The sequence below is a fragment of the Streptomyces sp. NPDC048389 genome (genome assembly GCF_040706335.1).
In the GTDB taxonomy this organism is placed as follows: Bacteria; Actinomycetota; Actinomycetes; order Streptomycetales; family Streptomycetaceae; genus Streptomyces.
The window spans coordinates 1-16,278 of record NZ_JBEZKP010000087.1 but is presented as its reverse complement, the minus strand read 5'-3'; the positions used below and the strand labels follow the sequence as shown (position 1 = coordinate 16,278).

14 protein-coding genes and 1 rRNA gene are annotated in these 16,278 nt (G+C 73.4%); 3 read left to right on the top strand and 12 right to left on the bottom strand.

What is annotated here, in order from left to right; genetic code table 11:
• Nucleotides 1-142: 142 nt before the first annotated feature.
• Nucleotides 143-1,765 carry a PucR family transcriptional regulator gene (locus tag AB0903_RS32990; RefSeq protein ID WP_366708433.1) on the top strand — a complete coding sequence of 541 codons (1,623 nt, stop codon included), beginning with the start codon at nt 143-145 and terminating at the stop codon, nt 1,763-1,765.
• A gap of 737 nt (nt 1,766-2,502) precedes the next feature.
• Here AB0903_RS32990 and AB0903_RS32985 read toward each other — a convergent pair.
• From AB0903_RS32985 to AB0903_RS32965, 5 genes are all read right to left on the bottom strand, one after another.
• Nucleotides 2,503-3,591 carry a glycosyltransferase family 4 protein gene (locus tag AB0903_RS32985; RefSeq protein ID WP_366708432.1) on the bottom strand — a complete coding sequence of 363 codons (1,089 nt, stop codon included), beginning with the start codon at nt 3,589-3,591 and terminating at the stop codon, nt 2,503-2,505.
• A 125-nt stretch (nt 3,592-3,716) separates the two neighbouring features.
• Complete coding sequence (recN, locus tag AB0903_RS32980) at nt 3,717-5,459, bottom strand: DNA repair protein RecN (protein WP_366708431.1); 1,743 nt, start codon at nt 5,457-5,459, stop codon at nt 3,717-3,719.
• 99 nt (nt 5,460-5,558) lie between these two features.
• A complete protein-coding gene (locus tag AB0903_RS32975; RefSeq protein WP_366708430.1) occupies nt 5,559-6,497 on the bottom strand; it encodes an NAD kinase in 939 nt (312 codons plus the stop codon).
• Nucleotides 6,494-7,309, bottom strand: a complete 816-nt coding sequence (locus AB0903_RS32970) for a TlyA family RNA methyltransferase (RefSeq protein WP_366708429.1) — start codon at nt 7,307-7,309, stop codon at nt 6,494-6,496. The genes AB0903_RS32975 and AB0903_RS32970 overlap by 4 nt, the downstream gene beginning before the upstream one ends.
• A 7-nt stretch (nt 7,310-7,316) precedes the next feature.
• Nucleotides 7,317-7,577 carry a hypothetical protein gene (locus tag AB0903_RS32965; RefSeq protein ID WP_366708428.1) on the bottom strand — a complete coding sequence of 87 codons (261 nt, stop codon included), beginning with the start codon at nt 7,575-7,577 and terminating at the stop codon, nt 7,317-7,319.
• Between the two features lie 42 nt (nt 7,578-7,619).
• On the opposite strand from AB0903_RS32965, the gene AB0903_RS32960 reads away from it, so the two are divergent.
• Complete coding sequence (locus AB0903_RS32960; RefSeq protein ID WP_366708427.1) at nt 7,620-7,967, top strand: SCP2 sterol-binding domain-containing protein; 348 nt, start codon at nt 7,620-7,622, stop codon at nt 7,965-7,967.
• Between the two features lie 203 nt (nt 7,968-8,170).
• Here the strand turns inward: AB0903_RS32960 and AB0903_RS32955 are convergent, their stop codons facing one another.
• The 4 genes from AB0903_RS32955 to AB0903_RS32940 all read right to left on the bottom strand — a co-directional run bounded on the left by AB0903_RS32955 (nt 8,171) and on the right by AB0903_RS32940 (nt 12,263).
• The gene (locus AB0903_RS32955) at nt 8,171-8,986 is read right to left on the bottom strand and encodes an ABC transporter ATP-binding protein (protein WP_366708426.1); all 816 of its coding nucleotides are present in this window, start codon (nt 8,984-8,986) and stop codon (nt 8,171-8,173) included.
• Nucleotides 8,987-9,051: 65 nt separating this feature from the next.
• Nucleotides 9,052-10,089 (bottom strand): iron chelate uptake ABC transporter family permease subunit, encoded by a 1,038-nt coding sequence (locus tag AB0903_RS32950; RefSeq protein WP_366708425.1) that lies wholly within the window; start codon nt 10,087-10,089, stop codon nt 9,052-9,054.
• Nucleotides 10,086-11,138 carry an iron chelate uptake ABC transporter family permease subunit gene (locus AB0903_RS32945; RefSeq protein ID WP_366708424.1) on the bottom strand — a complete coding sequence of 351 codons (1,053 nt, stop codon included), beginning with the start codon at nt 11,136-11,138 and terminating at the stop codon, nt 10,086-10,088. Before AB0903_RS32945 ends, AB0903_RS32950 begins: the two co-directional genes overlap by 4 nt.
• A gap of 78 nt (nt 11,139-11,216) precedes the next feature.
• Nucleotides 11,217-12,263 carry an HAD hydrolase-like protein gene (locus AB0903_RS32940; RefSeq protein ID WP_366708423.1) on the bottom strand — a complete coding sequence of 349 codons (1,047 nt, stop codon included), beginning with the start codon at nt 12,261-12,263 and terminating at the stop codon, nt 11,217-11,219.
• Nucleotides 12,264-12,354: 91 nt separating this feature from the next.
• Between AB0903_RS32940 and AB0903_RS32935 the strand changes: the two genes are divergently transcribed.
• Nucleotides 12,355-13,635, top strand: coding sequence for a DUF1015 domain-containing protein (locus tag AB0903_RS32935; protein WP_366708422.1), 1,281 nt, complete (start codon nt 12,355-12,357; stop codon nt 13,633-13,635).
• A 177-nt stretch (nt 13,636-13,812) separates the two neighbouring features.
• On the opposite strand, the gene AB0903_RS32930 is transcribed toward AB0903_RS32935, so the two are convergent.
• The 3 genes from AB0903_RS32930 to rrf all read right to left on the bottom strand — a co-directional run.
• Nucleotides 13,813-14,598, bottom strand: coding sequence for a hypothetical protein (locus AB0903_RS32930; RefSeq protein WP_366708421.1), 786 nt, complete (start codon nt 14,596-14,598; stop codon nt 13,813-13,815).
• Nucleotides 14,520-15,941, bottom strand: coding sequence for a hypothetical protein (locus AB0903_RS32925; protein ID WP_366708420.1), 1,422 nt, complete (start codon nt 15,939-15,941; stop codon nt 14,520-14,522). Before AB0903_RS32925 ends, AB0903_RS32930 begins: the two co-directional genes overlap by 79 nt.
• A gap of 245 nt (nt 15,942-16,186) precedes the next feature.
• Nucleotides 16,187-16,278: ribosomal RNA gene (gene rrf, locus AB0903_RS32920) — 5S ribosomal RNA — on the bottom strand; the annotation flags it as partial.

Sequence of the window (16,278 nt, the reverse complement as noted above, 5' to 3'; positions counted from 1 at the left end):
GATCATGGAACAGAACCGTGGACAGACCATCGGGACCGACACCGGAACCCGCAGGTCACAGCGCAGCCAGTGGCCAGCGGCGAAGGAAACCTACAGGACCGCTGTTGTCCTTGGAACTGTCGTGCCGGTAGCGTCCATGGCCATGGAAACGCAGGGCGGCATCACCGTGCGGCGGGCGCTCGAGCTGCCCGGACTCCGCAGCGGACTCCCGGAGGTACTGGCCGGGGCCGACCGGCTGGAGCGCACCGTCCGCTGGGTGCACGCCGGCGAGGTGCCGAACATCGCCTCGCTTCTCAAGGGCGGCGAGCTGCTCCTGACGACCGGCCTCGGGCTGGGCACCCGCCCGGCCGAGCAGCGTGCCTTCGTGCACCGGCTCGCCGAACGCGGCATCGCGGCGCTCGTCGTCGAGCTCGGGCCCCGGTTCGCCCGGCTGCCGGCCTCGATCGTGGAGGCTGCCCGGGCGGCCGGGCTGCCGCTGGTGCAACTGCACCGCGAGGTGCCGTTCGTGACGGTGACGGAAGAAGTCCACACCGAGATCGTCAACGGCCACTACGCGCTGCTGCAGCAGGCGGAGGAGGTCCACCGCCGCTGCACCGGCGCCCTCCTCGGCGGGGGCGGCGTGCCCGAGGTGCTCGGCATCCTGGCGTCCTTCACCGGCGACCCGGTGTTCCTCGAGACGCCCGGCGGACAGCTGCTGTACGCCGCCGACCTGCCGGGCGCCGAGTCCGCGCCGGCCGACCCCCTCCAGGTGTGGGAGGGCCTGCGCGGCGGCCGCCACGACGGGCCGCCCGCGAACGCCGTCCTCGTCGACGTGCCCGGCGGCAGTCGCGGGGCGGGTGCGGTCCGCGCCCGGCTGGTCCTCCTGGCCGTCTCCTCCCCGCTGCTGCCCGTGCACCGGATGGCGGCGGAGCGGGCGGCGGGCATCCTCGCCGTGGTCCTCATGCAGGCCCGCCAGGAGGAGGAGCTCGCGGCCCGCGGACGCGGCGACTTCCTCACCGACCTGGCGGAGGGCCGCATCGCTCCCGAGGCCGCGCCCGCCCAGGCCCGCGTCCTCGGCTTCAAGCCGGGCACCGGGCCACTGCTGCCGGTCGTCATGCGGCTGGCGGCCGAACTGACGCCTACCGGCAATTGGGCGGTGCTCGCCCGCGCCGTGTCCGAGGAGCTCGCGTCGCTCGGGGTGCCCGTGCTGCTCGGCGTACGGCCGGTGGAGGGCCGGGTGCCGCTCCTCGTCGGACTGCGCGCCGAGTCCGACCGGATCTCCGCCGCCGACCGGGTCGCGGACGCGCTGCGTGCCGGTGTGGCACGGGCCGGGCTCGACCGCGCGGGCACGCACCCGCCGGTCGTCGTGGTCGCCGCCGCGGGCGGCTGGGCCGCGGCCGGCGCGGCCCTGCGGCACGCGTCGGAGACGGCGACCGCGGCGCAGGGCCTGGACGACCGGCCCTGGTACGACGCGCGCCGCCTCGACATCGACCTGCTGCTGTGGCGGCTGCGCGAACACCCGGACCTGGCGGCGTTCGTCGACCGCGCGATCGGGCCGCTGCGGGCTCATGACGCGGCGTCAAGACCGCCGCTGCTACCGACGCTCGAGACATATCTGGCGCACGCGGGCCGCAAGGCGGAGACCGCGCGGGAGCTGCATCTGAACCGCCAGACGCTGTACAACCGCCTGGCGCGGATCGGAGAGCTGCTGGGCACGGATCTCGAGGACCCGGAGACGGTCCTGGCGCTCAGCGTGGCGCTGCGGGCCCGCCGCCACACCCGCTGACGCGGGCGCCGACCGGGCAGGACGCGTCCGCACCGCGGGGCGGGTCCCGGCTCGGGTACCGGAAGCCTGCCCCGTGAGTGCGGTCCCGGCGCGGGGTGGGCAAGCTGTGGCCCTGCGCCCGCTCGGCGGGTGGTGCTCCTTGGCGCTGTCCCGGGGCCGGCAGCGCCCTCCGCGCAGCGTCTCGGGACTTCGGCGCCGGGCCCGTACGCGCCGCGCTGCGGCGGGCTGTCCCCTCCCCGCCTCTTCCCGAACCGCTCCGCCCGGACCCGCCACCGCGCTCCGCGCGGTGTTTCCGGAGCTCCGCCCCGGCCCCCGGGCGCCTGCACGGTCCCTGGCCCCGTTCCCGCACCCCCGGCACGGCCCGGACTCCGCCCGGGGCCCATACCGCACTGCGCCCGGTGGTCGCAAGCTCCCCCTACGACCTGACGCCCGTGGGAGGGCCCCAGGACCCGGCAACTCCAGCCCCGCCGGCGATTCTTCCGTTCCAGTGGCCGCAACACCCCAATTCAGGGGGCGCGAAGGTGCGGGGGCGGAGCCCCGACAAGACCGGCAGCTCCAGCCCCGCCGACACTTGAGGCACGGGGGCGCGGGGGCGGAGCCCCGACAGACTGGCACGCCAGTCCCGCAGGCGCGGCGAGGCACGGGGGCGCGAAGGTGCGAAGGTGCAGGGGCGGAGCCCCCGTAAGGCGGGGCCGGGCGGAGCCCGGTTTCGGGGAGGGACGGGGGCGGCGCAGCGGTCACGCCCGCGCCGTCAGCTCGTCGTACACGCTCAAAACCTGCGCCACCGTGTCGTCCTCCGTCGGCCACGTCCCCGCCTGTGCCCGCCCCGCCGCCGACAGCCACGCCCGCCTCGCCGGGTCCGCCAGCAGGCGGGTCACCGACGCCGACAGTGCGACGGAGTCCCCGTACGGCACCAGTTCCGCCGCGTCGCCCACCAGCTCCGGCACACCGCCGACCGCCGTCGCGACCAGTGGCACGCCCAGCCGCAGCGCCTCCTGGGCGAGCAGGGAGCGAGCCTCCCAACGGGACGGAAGGACGGCCACGTCCGCCGCAGCCAGCAGTGCGGGGACGTCGTCACGGCAACCCAGCAGCCGGACCAGGAGTTCCTCGTCGGTGATGCGCTGCCGGAGCGCCTCCCGTGCCGGCCCCTCGCCGGCGATCATCAGCAGTGGCGCCGGGTCCAGGCCGCTCCAGGCCCGGGCGGCGTCGAGCAGTGTGCCGTAGCCCCGGTGCGGTTCGAGCGCGCCGACGGCGAGCAGCAACGGGCGCTCGACCACTCCGAGTTCGGCGCGGAGTTTGCCGCCGCCGGCCGGGGCGCGTGGTGCGGGCGGGGCCGTCACCGGCGCGAGCCTGGCGTCCCGCGCGCCGCTCGCCCTGGCCCGGTAGACCAGTTCGGAGCACGTGCCGAGGACGACCGTGGCCGACCGCGCGGCCCTGCGCTCCAGCAGCCCCAGGACCACCGCCCGAGCGCCGCCCGCGTCGTGAGCCCTCGTGTGCCAGGTGACGACGAGCGGGACGCGGGCCCGCCGGGCGGCGCCGAGGGCCTGCGAGGCGCGTACGGCGGCGTGCAGCCCGTGCGCGTGCACCACGTCCGCCCCGGCGCACGCCGCCCGCAATGCGGCGATGGTCGCCGAGTCGTTCCGCCGGGCGACCGGCGCGAAGGCTGCGCCGGCGCCCGGGAAGTCGTAGACGTGGCCGACCTCGGCGGGGGCGCACACCGTCACCCGCACGCCCCGTGCCGCCAACCCAGAGGCCAGCGACCTGACGTGCGCGCTGCTGCCCGCACTGCCGCCGCCCAGCACCTGGACCGTACGCAGCTGTGTCACGCGCCAAGGATGCCAGCCCGTACGGACGTTCCGGCACCGTCCGGGTGTCGTGCCTGTGTACGGGACCGGGCCCGGCTGACCGGGATCACTCACATGGGTGAACCCGGCCGTGGAGGGCGGTGGACCTACCCGTCCGCGCGTGCCGTCGCGAGCAGCTCCTCCGCGTGGGCGCGGGCCGTCTCCGAGTTCTCCTGGCCGGCCAGCATGCGGGACAGCTCCCGCACCCGGTCCTCACCTTCGAGGACGGTCACGCCGCTCCGGGTGACCGTCCCGTCGTTGGTCTTCTCGACCAGCAGTTGACGGTCCGCGAACGCCGCGACCTGCGGCAGATGCGTCACCACGACGACCTGCGCCGACTTGGCCAGCTTGGCGAGCCGGCGACCGATCTCGACGGCGGCCTTGCCGCCGACGCCCGCGTCCACCTCGTCGAAGAGGTACGTCGGCACGGGGTCGGTCCCCGCGAAGACGACCTCCACGGCGAGCATGACCCGGGACAGCTCGCCGCCCGAGGCTCCCTTGGCGATCGGCCGCGGCGGGGCCCCGGGGTGCGGGGCGAGCAGCAGCTCGACCTCGTCGGCGCCGTGCGGCCCGTACGCCACCGGCCGTCCGCCGACCTCGACACCCTCTGGATCCTCGGTCTGGCGGATCGCGAACGACACCCGGGCGTGCGGCATCGCCAGCGAGGCCAGCTCCTCGGTCACCGCCTCGGCGAAGCGTGCCGCGGCCTCTGTGCGGGCGTCCGTCAACGCCTGTGCCAGGCCGGACAGTTCGTCGCGCAGCGCGTCCCGCTCGGCGGTGAGACCACCGATCCGGTCGTCGTCGCCGTCGAGCTCGGTGAGCCGGGCGGCACCCTGCTCCGCCCAGGCGAGCACGGCGGCGATGTCCTCGCCGTACTTGCGGGTCAGCTGTGTCAGCGCGGCCCGGCGCTCCTCCACGGCGGCGAGCCGCAGCGGGTCGGCGTCGAGATTGTCGGCGTATCCGGCGAGCTCGCCGGCCACGTCCCCGAGCAGGATGGAGATCTCGCCGATCCGCTCGGCGAGGGCCGCCAGCGCCGGATCGTGGGCGCGTACGGCGTCCAGTGCCCGTCCCGCGCCGGCGACGAGCGTGGTGGCGTCGACGGTCTCCGGGTCTTCCGGGTTGCCCGCGAGCGCGGCGTGCGCGACGGAGGCGGCGGACGCGAGCGCCTCCGCGTGGCCCAGCCGCTCCGCCTCCGCGGCGAGCTCCACGTCCTCCCCGGCACGCGGCTCCACGGCGGCGACCTCGCCCAGTCCGAAGCGCAGCAGATCCGCCTCCCGGGCGCGTTCGCGGGCCCGCGCGGTCAGTTCGTCCAGTTCGACGCTGACGGCACGCAGCCGCCGGTAGGCGGCCGCGTACTCGGCGTGCGGCCCGGAGACGGCGGCGCCCGCGTACCGGTCGAGGGCCTCCCGCTGCCGGGCGGGTCTGAGCAGGCCCTGCTGGTCGGTCTGACCGTGCACGGCGACGAGCTCGTCGGCGAGTTCGGCCAGTATGCCCACCGGCACGGAGCGCCCGCCGAGATGCGCGCGCGAGCGGCCCTCGGCGGAAACGGTCCGGCTGATGAGCAGTGTGCCGTCGTCGAGCTCGGCCCCGGCCTCCTCCGCGCGGAGCGCGGCCGGGGCGTCGGGGGACACACTGATCCGCCCCTCGACGACGGCCGACTTCGCGCCGATCCGCACCAGCGCGGGGTCGGCGCGCCCGCCGAGCAGCAGCCCCAGGCTGGTGACGACCATCGTCTTGCCGGCGCCCGTCTCGCCCGTCACCGCCGTGAAACCGGGCGACAGCTCGACCACCGCGTCGTCGATGACCCCGAGTGACCGTATCCGCATCTCCTCCAACACGGACACGACCATACGAGGTCCGGCGCCCGGTGTGCGAAGGACCCCGGCGTCCGATTCACTCTCCGGGGCAATCCGCGGCCCGGGCACCCGCCCGTACGGCCCCCGTGTCGCCTAGTGGGGTGCGCCGCGCCAGCCGGAGACCGGGAGGGCGAACTTGGCCACGAGCCGGTCCGTGAACGACGCGTGATGCAGCCGGGCCAGGCGTACCGGCACGGCGCCCCGCCGCACCTCCACACGGGCCGCGTGCGGCAGTTCGACGGTGCGGCGTCCGTCGCACCACAGCACTCCGTGCGGGGTGTGCGGCTGCACCTCGACCGCCAGCACCGACTTCGGCGAGGTCACCAACGGCTTGGCGAACAGCGCGTGCGCGCTGATCGGCACCATGAGCAGCGCCTCCACCTCGGGCCAGACCACCGGCCCGCCGGCCGAGAAGGCGTACGCCGTCGAACCGGTCGGGGTCGCGCACACGATGCCGTCGCAGCCGAAGCCGGTGGCCGGCCGCCCGTCGATCTCGAGGACGACCTCGAGCATCCGCTCGGGCGAGACCTTCTGCACGGCGGCCTCGTTCAGTGCCCAGTCCCGGTGCACGATGTCGCCGTTGGTGCGGACGACGACGTCGATGGTCATGCGCTCCTCGACCTCGTAGGCGCGTGTCACCACCCGGTCGACGACCTTGTCGAGGTCGTCACGCTCGGCCTCGGCGAGGAACCCGACGCGCCCGAGGTTGACGCCGAGCATCGGCACACCGGACGCGCGGGCGAACTCGGCACCGCGCAGCAGCGTCCCGTCGCCACCGAGGACGATCAGCAGCTCGCAGCCGTCGAGGACCTCGGGGATCGCGTCGGCAACGGTCTCGACCGCGGACGGCAGCGGCAGGTCGACCGCCTCCGCCGCCAGCACGCGTACGCCGATGCCGCTGCGCAGCAGCCCTTGCACGACGAGCTCGGCGCTGCGGATCGCCGCGGGCCGGCCCGTGTGGGCGAGCAGGAAGACGGTACGTCTCGACGTACTGCCGCCTGTGCCCGGTGTCGTTCCTGATGTCGTGGTCAACGAGGTCCCTCCGCCACTGCACGGTCGACGTCCGCCGGATCGAGCTCGGGCGCACCGGCCCTGAGCCACAGAAAGTATTCGACGTTGCCGGAGGGCCCCGGTAGGGGGCTGGCGGTGACACCGCGCACACCGAGGCCGAGCCCGGCCGCCCGGTGCGCGACGGCCCGCACGGCTTCGGCCCGCAGTTCGGGACTGCGCACCACTCCCCCGCTGCCGAGGCGCTCCTTGCCGACCTCGAACTGCGGCTTGACCATGAGCACGAGGTCCGCGTCGGGCGCGCTGCAGCTCACCAGCGCGGGCAGCACGAGCCCGAGCGGGATGAAGGACAGATCCCCCACCACAAGGTCCACCGGCACTCCGTCGATCGTCTCCAACGTCATTTCCCGTACGTTGGTACGGTCCTTGACGGTGACGCGTTCATCGCTCTGCAGGGACCAGGCGAGTTGCCCGTAGCCGACGTCCACGGCGACGACGTGCGCGGCGCCGGCGCGCAGCAGCACATCGGTGAAGCCTCCGGTCGACGCGCCGGCGTCCAGCGCCCGCCGGCCCTCCACCTGAAGTCCCAGAGGCGCGAAGGCGGCGAGCGCGCCCGCCAGCTTGTGGCCGCCGCGCGACACGTAGTCGGGGTCGCTGTCGTCGGCCGTGACGACGATCGCGGCACTCGTCTCGACCTGGGTGGCGGGCTTGGTCGCCGTGTTGCGGCCGACGGTCACCCGTCCCGCGGCGATCAGTTGGCTGGCGTGCTCGCGCGAGCGCGCGAGTTTCCGGCGCACCAGCTCTGCGTCGAGACGGCGGCGGGCGACTCCTGCCACGTGCGGTTCAGCTCCTGTGGTCGTGCGATTCCGGCCGGGGCCCCGGGCGGGTGTCCAGCGCGGTCAGCGCGTCCCTGAGCCCCCGGTGTACATCCTCGTACACCCCGAGGTGTCCGTCCGCGGCAAGGTGGTCGACGTCGGCCAGCCGCTCGAGCAGCGCGTCGACGGCGGCGTCACCGGTGGGGACCCGCGGTACGCCGAGCGGCGCGGGGGCGGCCGGGTCGGCGGGCGCGGCGGCGGGCTCCGGTTCCGGCATCGAGTCGCTCATGCCCAGACGCTACCGCGTAGCCCTGCGGTACCGTCGCTGCCGATGGCCACCATGCAGGAGTGCCGTGGAGCGCTCGACAAACTCTCGGACAACCTGGCGAACGCGGACCGTGACGTGCGGGGCGCAGCCGCGCTGGACCGTTCCCTCAGCTGCCACATCACGGACCTGGACGTCACGTTCTCCGGACGGCTGGAGAACGGCCGGATCGACGTGACCGACACCACACCGGGGCCACCGCGGGACAAGGCCCAGATCCGGTTGGTGATGGCCGGGGACGACCTGGTGGCGATGGTGGACGGATCGCTGAACTTCGCGAAGGCGTGGGCGTCGGGGCGGGTCCGCCTGGAGGCGGGGTTCCGCGACCTGCTGCGCCTGCGCACCCTGCTCTGACCCTCTGGACGGCCCAGCGAGGCTGCCTTGCAGCCCGGCCGGCCGTTTGAGGTTGGCCGTTTGAGGCCGGCGTTCGAGGCCCCGTGCGAATCCGGGGACGGGGCCCGTGGGCGTGCCCCGGTTCCGGGAAACGGTGGGAGGGGGATCAGCCTCGCGCAGCGGCTCCCGGCCCGGCCGGGGGCGGCCCGGCCCGCGCCCCCGCGTCACCCCGCCCGCACCCCGCTCCCCCTCCGCGTCGCCGGGATCACCAGCGGCGTCCCCGACTCCGGGTCCTCGATGATCCGGCTCTGCACTCCGAAGACCTGCTCCACGAGCTCCGCCGTGACCACCTCCGTCGGCGAGCCCTCCGCCACCACCCTGCCGTCGCGCAGTGCCACGAGGTGTGTGGCGTAGCGCGCGGCCTGGTTGAGGTCGTGCAGGACCGCGACCAGCGTGCGGCCCTGCGCCTCGTGGAGTTCGGCGCACAGGTCGAGCACCTCCAGCTGGTGCTGGATGTCCAGATACGTCGTCGGCTCGTCGAGCAGCAACAGCGGTGTCTGCTGCGCGAGGGCCATCGCGATCCATACCCGCTGACGCTGCCCGCCGGACAGTTCGTCGACGTAGCGGTCCGCCAGCTCGCCGACCCGCGTCGCGGCCATCGACTCCTCGACGATGCGCTCGTCGTCCGGCGACCACTGGCGCAGCAGCCCCTGGTGCGGGTAGCGCCCGCGCGCCACCAGGTCGGCGACCGTGATCCCGTCCGGGGCGATCGACGACTGCGGCAGCAGTCCCAGCGTCTTCGCGACCTTCTTCGCCGGGAGCGAGTGGATGGCCTGCCCGTCCAGCAGCACCTGCCCCCGCGTCGGCCTGAGCATCCGCGAGAGTGCACGCAGCAGCGTCGACTTGCCGCACGCGTTGGGGCCGACGATCACGGTGAAGGAGTTGTCGGGTATCTCGACCGACAGATCCTCCGCGATGACCCGCCGGTCGTAGCCGAGGGTGACCGATTCCGCCGTGAGGCGTTGGCGGCGGTGCTGCATCGTCGTCGTGCTCCTTGGGTTCTCTGCGAGGTGCGGGTCGTGCGGTGCGGCGGCCGCCTCCGGTGTCATATCCGGCCCGCCCTGCGTTCGGTGACGAGCAGCCAGAGCAGGTAACCGCCGCCGAGTACCGCGGTGACGACGCCGACCGGCAGCAGGCGGTCGCCGAAGGCGTTGGTGGCGACCCAGTCCGCGACGAGGAGCAGGGCCGCGCCCATGACAGCGGCTGCGGCCAGGTTGGGTCCCGGTGAGCGGGTGAGCCGGCGCGCCAGCTGCGGCGCGCTGAGCGCCACGAAGGCGATAGGGCCGGCCGCGGCGGTGGCGCCCGCCATGAACAGCACGCCGGAGCCCATGAGCACGACTCGGGTGCGTTCGACCGGCACGCCCAGCGCGTACGCCGCGTCGTCGCCCATCTCCAGCATCCGCAGCGGCCGTCCGTGCGCGAACACGAGCGGCATGAGAACCGCGCACATGCCGGCCAGCGGCCACACCTGCACCCAGTCGCGTCCGTCGAGCGACCCGGTCATCCAGAGCGTGGCCCGGGTGGCGTCCACCAGGTTCGCCTTGGTGATCAGGAAGTGGATCAGCGCGGTGAGCACGGCGGCGACGCCGATACCGACGAGCACCAGCCGGAAGCCCTGCACCCCGCGCTTCCACGCGAGGGTGTAGACGGCGACACCGGTGATCAGCCCGCCCGCGATCGCGCCTCCCGCCACGGCGAGCGAGCCGCCGCCGAAGAGCACGATCACGGTGAGCGCGCCGACCGTCGATCCCTGCGAGAAGCCGATGACGTCGGGGCTGCCGAGCGGATTGCGGGACAACGACTGGAAGACGGCACCACTGAGCGCGAGCGACGCGCCGACGAGCAGCGCCACGAGCACCCGCGGCAGTCGGACGTCCCGGACGATGAACTCCTGCGCGGCCGTACCGTCTCCGAGGAGCGTGGCGACCACGTCGCCGAAGGACATCGGGAAGTCGCCGCTGCCGATGAGGACGACCGCGACGGACGCCGCGGCGGCGGCGAGCAGCAGGACGACTCCGGCCGCGCGGGAGTCGACGCGTACGGAGAGCCCGCCGGGCGTGCGCACTGCTTTCACGGCCTTCACAGCTGGGCCATCCTCTTGCGGCGTACGAGTTGGATGAAGACCGGCCCGCCGATCAGCGCGGTGACGATACCGACCTGGAGCTCCGAGGGCCGGGTGACGACCCTGCCGACGACATCGGCCCCGAGGAGCAGTACGGGTGAAAGGACCGCGGCGTACGGGAGGATCCAGCGCATGTCGGGGCCGGTGACGGCACGGACGAGATGCGGGATCATCAGCCCGATGAAGACGATCGGCCCGCAGGCCGCCGTCGCCGCCCCGCACAGCAGGGTGATGGCGACCATCGACAGGATGCGGGTCCGGGTCAGGTGAGCGCCCAGCGAACGGGCGGTGTCGTCGCCCATCTCCATCGCGTTCAGCGAACCGGCCAGCAGCATGGCGAGCACCAGGCCGACGGCGACGAACGGCCCGATCTTCGCGATGGTCTCCATGTCGGCGGAGGCGAGCGAGCCGACGGTCCAGAAGCGCAGCCGGTCGAGCGCGGCCGCGTCCAGCAGCTGGACGGCGTTGATGTAGCCGTACAGGGCCGCGGTGGCGGCCGTACCGGCGAGCGCGAGCCGTACGGGGGTGGCGCCGCGGCTCCCGCCGAGGACGTAGACGGCGGCGGAGACCAGCGCGGCACCGAGGAAGGCGAACCAGACGTAGCCGGTGAGTGACGTGACGCCGAGGAAGCTGATGGCGGACACGACGGCCGCCGAAGCACCCGCGCTCACGCCCAACAGGCCGGGTTCGGCCAGCGGGTTGCGGGTCAGCGCCTGCATCACGGCGCCGGCGACGCCGAGGGCCGATCCGGCGACGAGCCCGAGCACGGTCCGCGGCAGGCGCACGTCTCTGATGATCACGTCGTTGCCGGTGCCCGTGCTGTGGAAAAGTCCGTGCCACACATCGGCGACCGGTACGGACTTGGCGCCCACGGCGATGCTCGCGACGCAGATCAGCAGCAGGACACCGCACGACACCAACAGCCCCGTGGCGCGCAGGGCGTGCCGTTTCGGGGTGGCTGGTGCGGCTACGGGCTCCGCGCTCCGTTCGGGGGGACTGTCGACCAACACCAGGTTAGGTTAGCCTACCCTCGCACAGCTGATCGAAGGGCGGCGGCCCGAACGGTCCGACGCCCCCCACGGCCGGCCCTACAATCCAAGCCGGGCCAGCGCCTTTCCGGCGTCGAGCGTGCAGGAACCGTCACCCGCACCGGTCCACGCGGCCCCGCACAGGGCGCGCAGTCCGTCCAGCGGCTCACCGTCACCCTCCAGCGTCAGCGCCTCGCCGCGCACCGAGGCCGCCCAGCCTCCGCAGCCGAACACGCCGCCCGCCTCCACCACTTCCGGCTGCCCCGTCAGCATGCCCCGCAGATCCGCGTCCACATAGGTCGGCCGGTGCCGCGGCTCCGCCGCGAGCAGCCGCGCCGCGTCGGTGACCCCGGTCAGCACGAGCAGCGAGTCCACTCCCCCGTTGAACGCCCCCTCGATGTCCGTGTCCAGCCGGTCGCCGACGACCAGCGGCCGCTCGGCCCCCGTACGCAGGATCGTCTCCTTGTGCATGGGCGGCAGCGGCTTGCCCGCGATCTGCGGCTCCGCGCCGGTCGCGATCCTTACGACCTCGACGGCCGCACCGTTGCCCGGCGCGATGCCCCGCGGGCTCGGGATCGTCAGGTCGGTGTTGGACGCGAACCACGGCACACCCCGCGCGATCGCGTAACACGCTTCCGCGAACCTGCCCCAGGGAAGGCCGGGCCCGCCGTACCCCTGCACGACCGCCGCCGGGTCGTCGTCCGCCGACTCGACCGGCTCCAGACCACGCTCGCGCAGGGCGACGCGCAGCCCCTCACCGCCCACGACCAGCACACGCGACCCGGGCGGCACCTGCTCGGAGATCAACCGGGCCACCGCCTGCGCGGAGTTGATCACATCGCCGGCCTCGGTCGGGATGCCGAGCTCGGTCAGATGACCGGCCACGACCTCGGGAGTACGCAGGGCGTTGTTCGTGACGTACGCGAGGTGCATGCCCTGTTCACGGGCCGTCGCCAGCGACTCGACTGCGTACGCGATCGCCTCACCGCCCGCGTACACGACCCCGTCCAGGTCGAGCAGGGCCGTGTCGTACGCCTCGCTCAGCGCCTGCGCGCTGCCACGCGGCCGGTTCGGTCCCTGCCGGCCCTGCCGGCCCTGCTGGCTCATCCGCTTCCGCTCCTCGCTCTCGCCGCGTCCCCGCCGCCGGATCCGCTCCCCCGATCATCGCGCATCCACGCCTCACGCTTACGATGCCCTGATGAACAACGAAGGTCCTGCGGCCAATGACGGTCTGCATCTGATCCCGTTCCGTGGGCTGCGCTACGTCCCCGAGCGGGTGGGCAGCCTCGCCGCCGTGACCTCACCGCCGTACGACGTGGTCGTCAGGCCCGACGGCCTGCACCATCTGGAGTCGGCGGACCCGCACAACATCGTGCGGCTGATCCTGCCCCAGGCACGCACCGCCGAGGACCCCCACAGCCTGGCCGCCCAGACCCTGGAGCGGTGGCTGGCGGAAGGCGTCCTGGCGGCGGACGAAGAGCCCGCCCTGTATGTGTACGAGCAGCACAAGGGCGATGTGCTGCAACGGGGAGTGATCGGCGCACTGGCCCTGTCCGAACCGGCCTCCGGCGTGGTCCTGCCGCACGAGGACGTCATGCCGGACGTCGTCGCCGACCGCGCGGACCTCATGCGCACGACCGCCGCGAACCTGGAACCGCTGCTCCTCACGTACCGCAGCGCCGGCGACGCCGTCGGCACGACGGCCGTCATCGAGCGCACCGTCCAGCACGCACCGCTGCTGTCCACCACCACGGAGGACGGCTTCAGCCACCGCCTGTGGTGCGTCACGGATCCCGGCGAAGTCGCCGAGGTGCAGAACGACCTGATGCGGCATCAGGCGATGATCGCCGACGGCCACCACCGCTGGGCCACCTATCTGCGACTGCGCGCGGAACACCCGGCACCCGGCCCCTGGAACTACGGTCTGGTACTGCTCATCGACACCGCCCGCTACCCCCTGCAGGTACGCGCGATCCACCGGCTGCTCCATCGCCTCCCGGTCGGCAAGGCGCTCGCCGCACTGACCGGCACCTTCCGTGTCCGCGACCTCGAAGCGCCGCTGCCCGAGGCCCTGGACGCCCTCGCCGGGGCGGCCGCGGAAGGCAACGCCTTCCTTCTCGCCGGAGACGGCCGCTTCCACCTGGTCGACCGGCCGGACACCGGACTGCTCAGCCGTACGGTGCCGGCCGGCCGACCGGCGGCGTGGCGCACGCTGGACGCGACGGTGCTGCATGCCGCGCTCCTCGAGCACGTCTGGCGGATCCCCGACGCCCCGGAGCACATCGCCTACATCCACGACGCCCAGGCTGCCGTGACCAAGGCGGAACGGAACGGCGGAACGGCGGTGTTGATGCACCCGGTCAGGGAAGAGGTCGTAAGGGAGCTGGCGCTGGAGGGCGTCACGATGCCGCGCAAGTCGACGTCGTTCGGGCCGAAGCCGGCGACGGGACTGGTCCTCAGGAGCCTGGCGCTCGAGTGAGGCCGCGAGGCGGCCGTGGGCCGGTCGTCGTCGGGGCGCGAGGGGCGGTCGTAAGGCCGGGGGCGCGTCGGTCGACGGTCGGAGGGCCGGACTTGAGTGAGGGCGGCACCCGGTCCACGGGTGCCGCCCTCATTCATGTGCCGTTCGCCGTTGCCTCGGGCGTTGGCCTCCGGCCTACTACGCCTGGTCGCCGGGGCGCCCGTCCCTGTCAGTCTCCGTGTCGGAGTCGGAGTCGGAGTCGGTGCCCGTGTCGTCCGCCGCGTCGGCCTTCACGTCGCCGAGTTCATCGTGCTCGTGGGCATCGTGCTCGTCGTGGGCATCGTGCTCGTCACCAAGGGCGTCGACGAACTCGACGCCGTCCATCTCCGCGAGCCGGTCGGACGCGTCGGTGGCTCCGTCCTTGTCCGCCTCGAGCGCCTTCGCGAACCACTCGCGGGCCTCGTTCTCCCGGCCCGCCGCGAGCAGCGCGTCCGCGTACGCGTAGCGCAGACGCGCGGTCCAGGGCTGCACGGAGTTGGACGCGAGTTCGGGGCTCTGCAGGGTCACGATGGCGGCATCGAGCTGCCCCATGTCCCGCCGGGCTCCGGCGGCGACGAGACGCATCTCCACCTGGTTCGCCTTGTCCAGCTTCTGCACCTCCGGCTCACCTGCCATCGCCAGCGCCCGCTCGGGCCGGCCCAGCCCGCGCTCGCAGTCCGCCATGACCGGCCACAGCTCCACGGTGCCGGTCATCCGCCGGGCCGCACGGAACTCGGCCAGGGCCTCGGAGTACTTCTGCGACGCGTACGCGGCAAAGCCGGCGGCCTCGCGCACGGCGGCGACACGGGAGGCGAGCCGCAGCGCGATGCGGGAGTAGGCGTAAGCCTGCTCGGGGTCCTCGTCGATCAGGTTCGCGACCATGACGAGGTTCCGGGCGACATCCTCGGCGAGACCCTTCGGGAGGCTCTGCAGCTCCTGCCGCACGTCCTTGTCGATCTCGTCACCCGTGACGTCGTCCGGGATGGGAAGCCGCTTGATGGGCTCGCGGTCGGGACGGTCGCGGTCGTCGCGACGGCCGTAGCCCCCACGGTCTCCACGGTCGTCGCGGGAACCGCGGTAGCCACCACGGTCGCGGTCGCGGTCCCGGTCGTCGCGGCGGGGGCCGCGGAAACCACCACGGTCGTCATCGCGCCGGCCGTAGCTGCTGCCGCCGGACCGGTCGTCACGGCGGAAACCACCGCCACCGCCACCGGTCCCACCGGTGCCACCGGGACGACCACCCCGGTCGTCACCCCTCCGGTCATCACGCCGATCGTCACGGCGGTCGTCACGGCGGTCGTCACGGCGGTCGTCACGGCGGAAGCCGCCCTGGCGGTCGTCACGCCGATCGTCACGCCGGAAACCACCCGGACGCTCATCACGCCGGTCATCACGCGGGCCCCGGAACCCACCACGGTCGTCATCACGACGGAACCCACCCTGCCGGTCATCCCGACGAGGAAAACCACTCTGACCCGACCGGTCATCACGCCGGAAACCACCGCTACCGCCACCGGTGCCACCGGGACGACCACCTCGGTCGTCACCCCTCCGGTCATCACGCCGATCGTCCCGGCGATCGTCACGGCGGTCGTCACGGCGGAAGCCGCCCTGGCGGTCGTCACGCCGATCGTCACGCCGGAAACCACCGCTACCGCCACCGGTGCCACCGGGACGACCACCGCGATCGTCACCCCTCCGGTCATCACGACGGTCATCACGCGGGCCCCGGAACCCACCACGGTCGTCATCACGACGGAACCCACCCTGCCGGTCATCCCGACGAGGAAAACCACTCTGACCCGACCGGTCATCACGCCGGAAACCACCGCTACCGCCACCGGTGCCACCGGGACGACCACCGCGATCGTCACCCCTCCGGTCATCACGACGGTCATCGCGCGGGCCCCGGTATCCTCCACGGTCGTTGTCGCCGCGCCCGTAGCCGGGTCGGTCGCCGGAACGGTCGTCGCGACGGAAGCCGCCCTGGCGGTCGTCACGCCGGTCATCACGACGGAAGCCACCGCCGCCACCGCCGCCCGGGCGGGGCGAGTAGCCACCGCCACCGGGGGGCCGACCGCCGCGGTCACCTCGGTCGTCGCGGGTGCCGCGGTATCCACCACGATCGTCCTCGCGGCGCGGACCCCGATCCCGGTCGCGGTCGTCACGGCGGAAACCGCCGCTTGCCGGACGACCACCGCGGTCGTCACGGGCACCGCGGTCGTCACGGGGACCTCGGTCGTCACGGGGACCTCGGAAGCCACCTCGGTCACCACGGTCGCTGTCACGACGGGGGCCACGGTCCCTGTCGTCCCGACCGCCGCGGAAGCCACCCCTGTCACCACCGTCCCTGCGACGCGGCTCGCGTTCCGGACGATCGTCGGAAGAGTTGGGGGACATCGGTGTGACTCCTGTCTTCGGGTACCACAGTCATTCTCGCGCAACCGGCCATCGGACGCGCTTCGTCATTCTGAGCAAAACAAAAAGGACCTTTGGTCCAGCGTGAACGCTGGACCAAAGGTCCTGAAAGATTGTTCGGCGGCGTCCTACTCTCCCACAGGGTCCCCCCTGCAGTACCATCGGCGCTGAAAGGCTTAGCTTCCGGGTTCGGAATGTAACCGGGCG

Bases quoted from the DNA above. Each gene is read 5' to 3' on its own strand.
- AB0903_RS32990 (WP_366708433.1), top strand. From the start codon at position 143: ATGGAAACGCAGGGCGGCATCACCGTGCGGCGGGCGCTCGAGCTGCCC.
- recN (WP_366708431.1), bottom strand. From the start codon at position 5,459: ATGGTCGTGTCCGTGTTGGAGGAGATGCGGATACGGTCACTCGGGGTC.
- AB0903_RS32965 (WP_366708428.1), bottom strand. From the start codon at position 7,577: ATGAGCGACTCGATGCCGGAACCGGAGCCCGCCGCCGCGCCCGCCGAC.
- AB0903_RS32960 (WP_366708427.1), top strand. From the start codon at position 7,620: ATGGCCACCATGCAGGAGTGCCGTGGAGCGCTCGACAAACTCTCGGAC.
- AB0903_RS32955 (WP_366708426.1), bottom strand. From the start codon at position 8,986: ATGCAGCACCGCCGCCAACGCCTCACGGCGGAATCGGTCACCCTCGGC.
- AB0903_RS32940 (WP_366708423.1), bottom strand. From the start codon at position 12,263: ATGAGCCAGCAGGGCCGGCAGGGCCGGCAGGGACCGAACCGGCCGCGT.
- AB0903_RS32935 (WP_366708422.1), top strand. From the start codon at position 12,355: ATGAACAACGAAGGTCCTGCGGCCAATGACGGTCTGCATCTGATCCCG.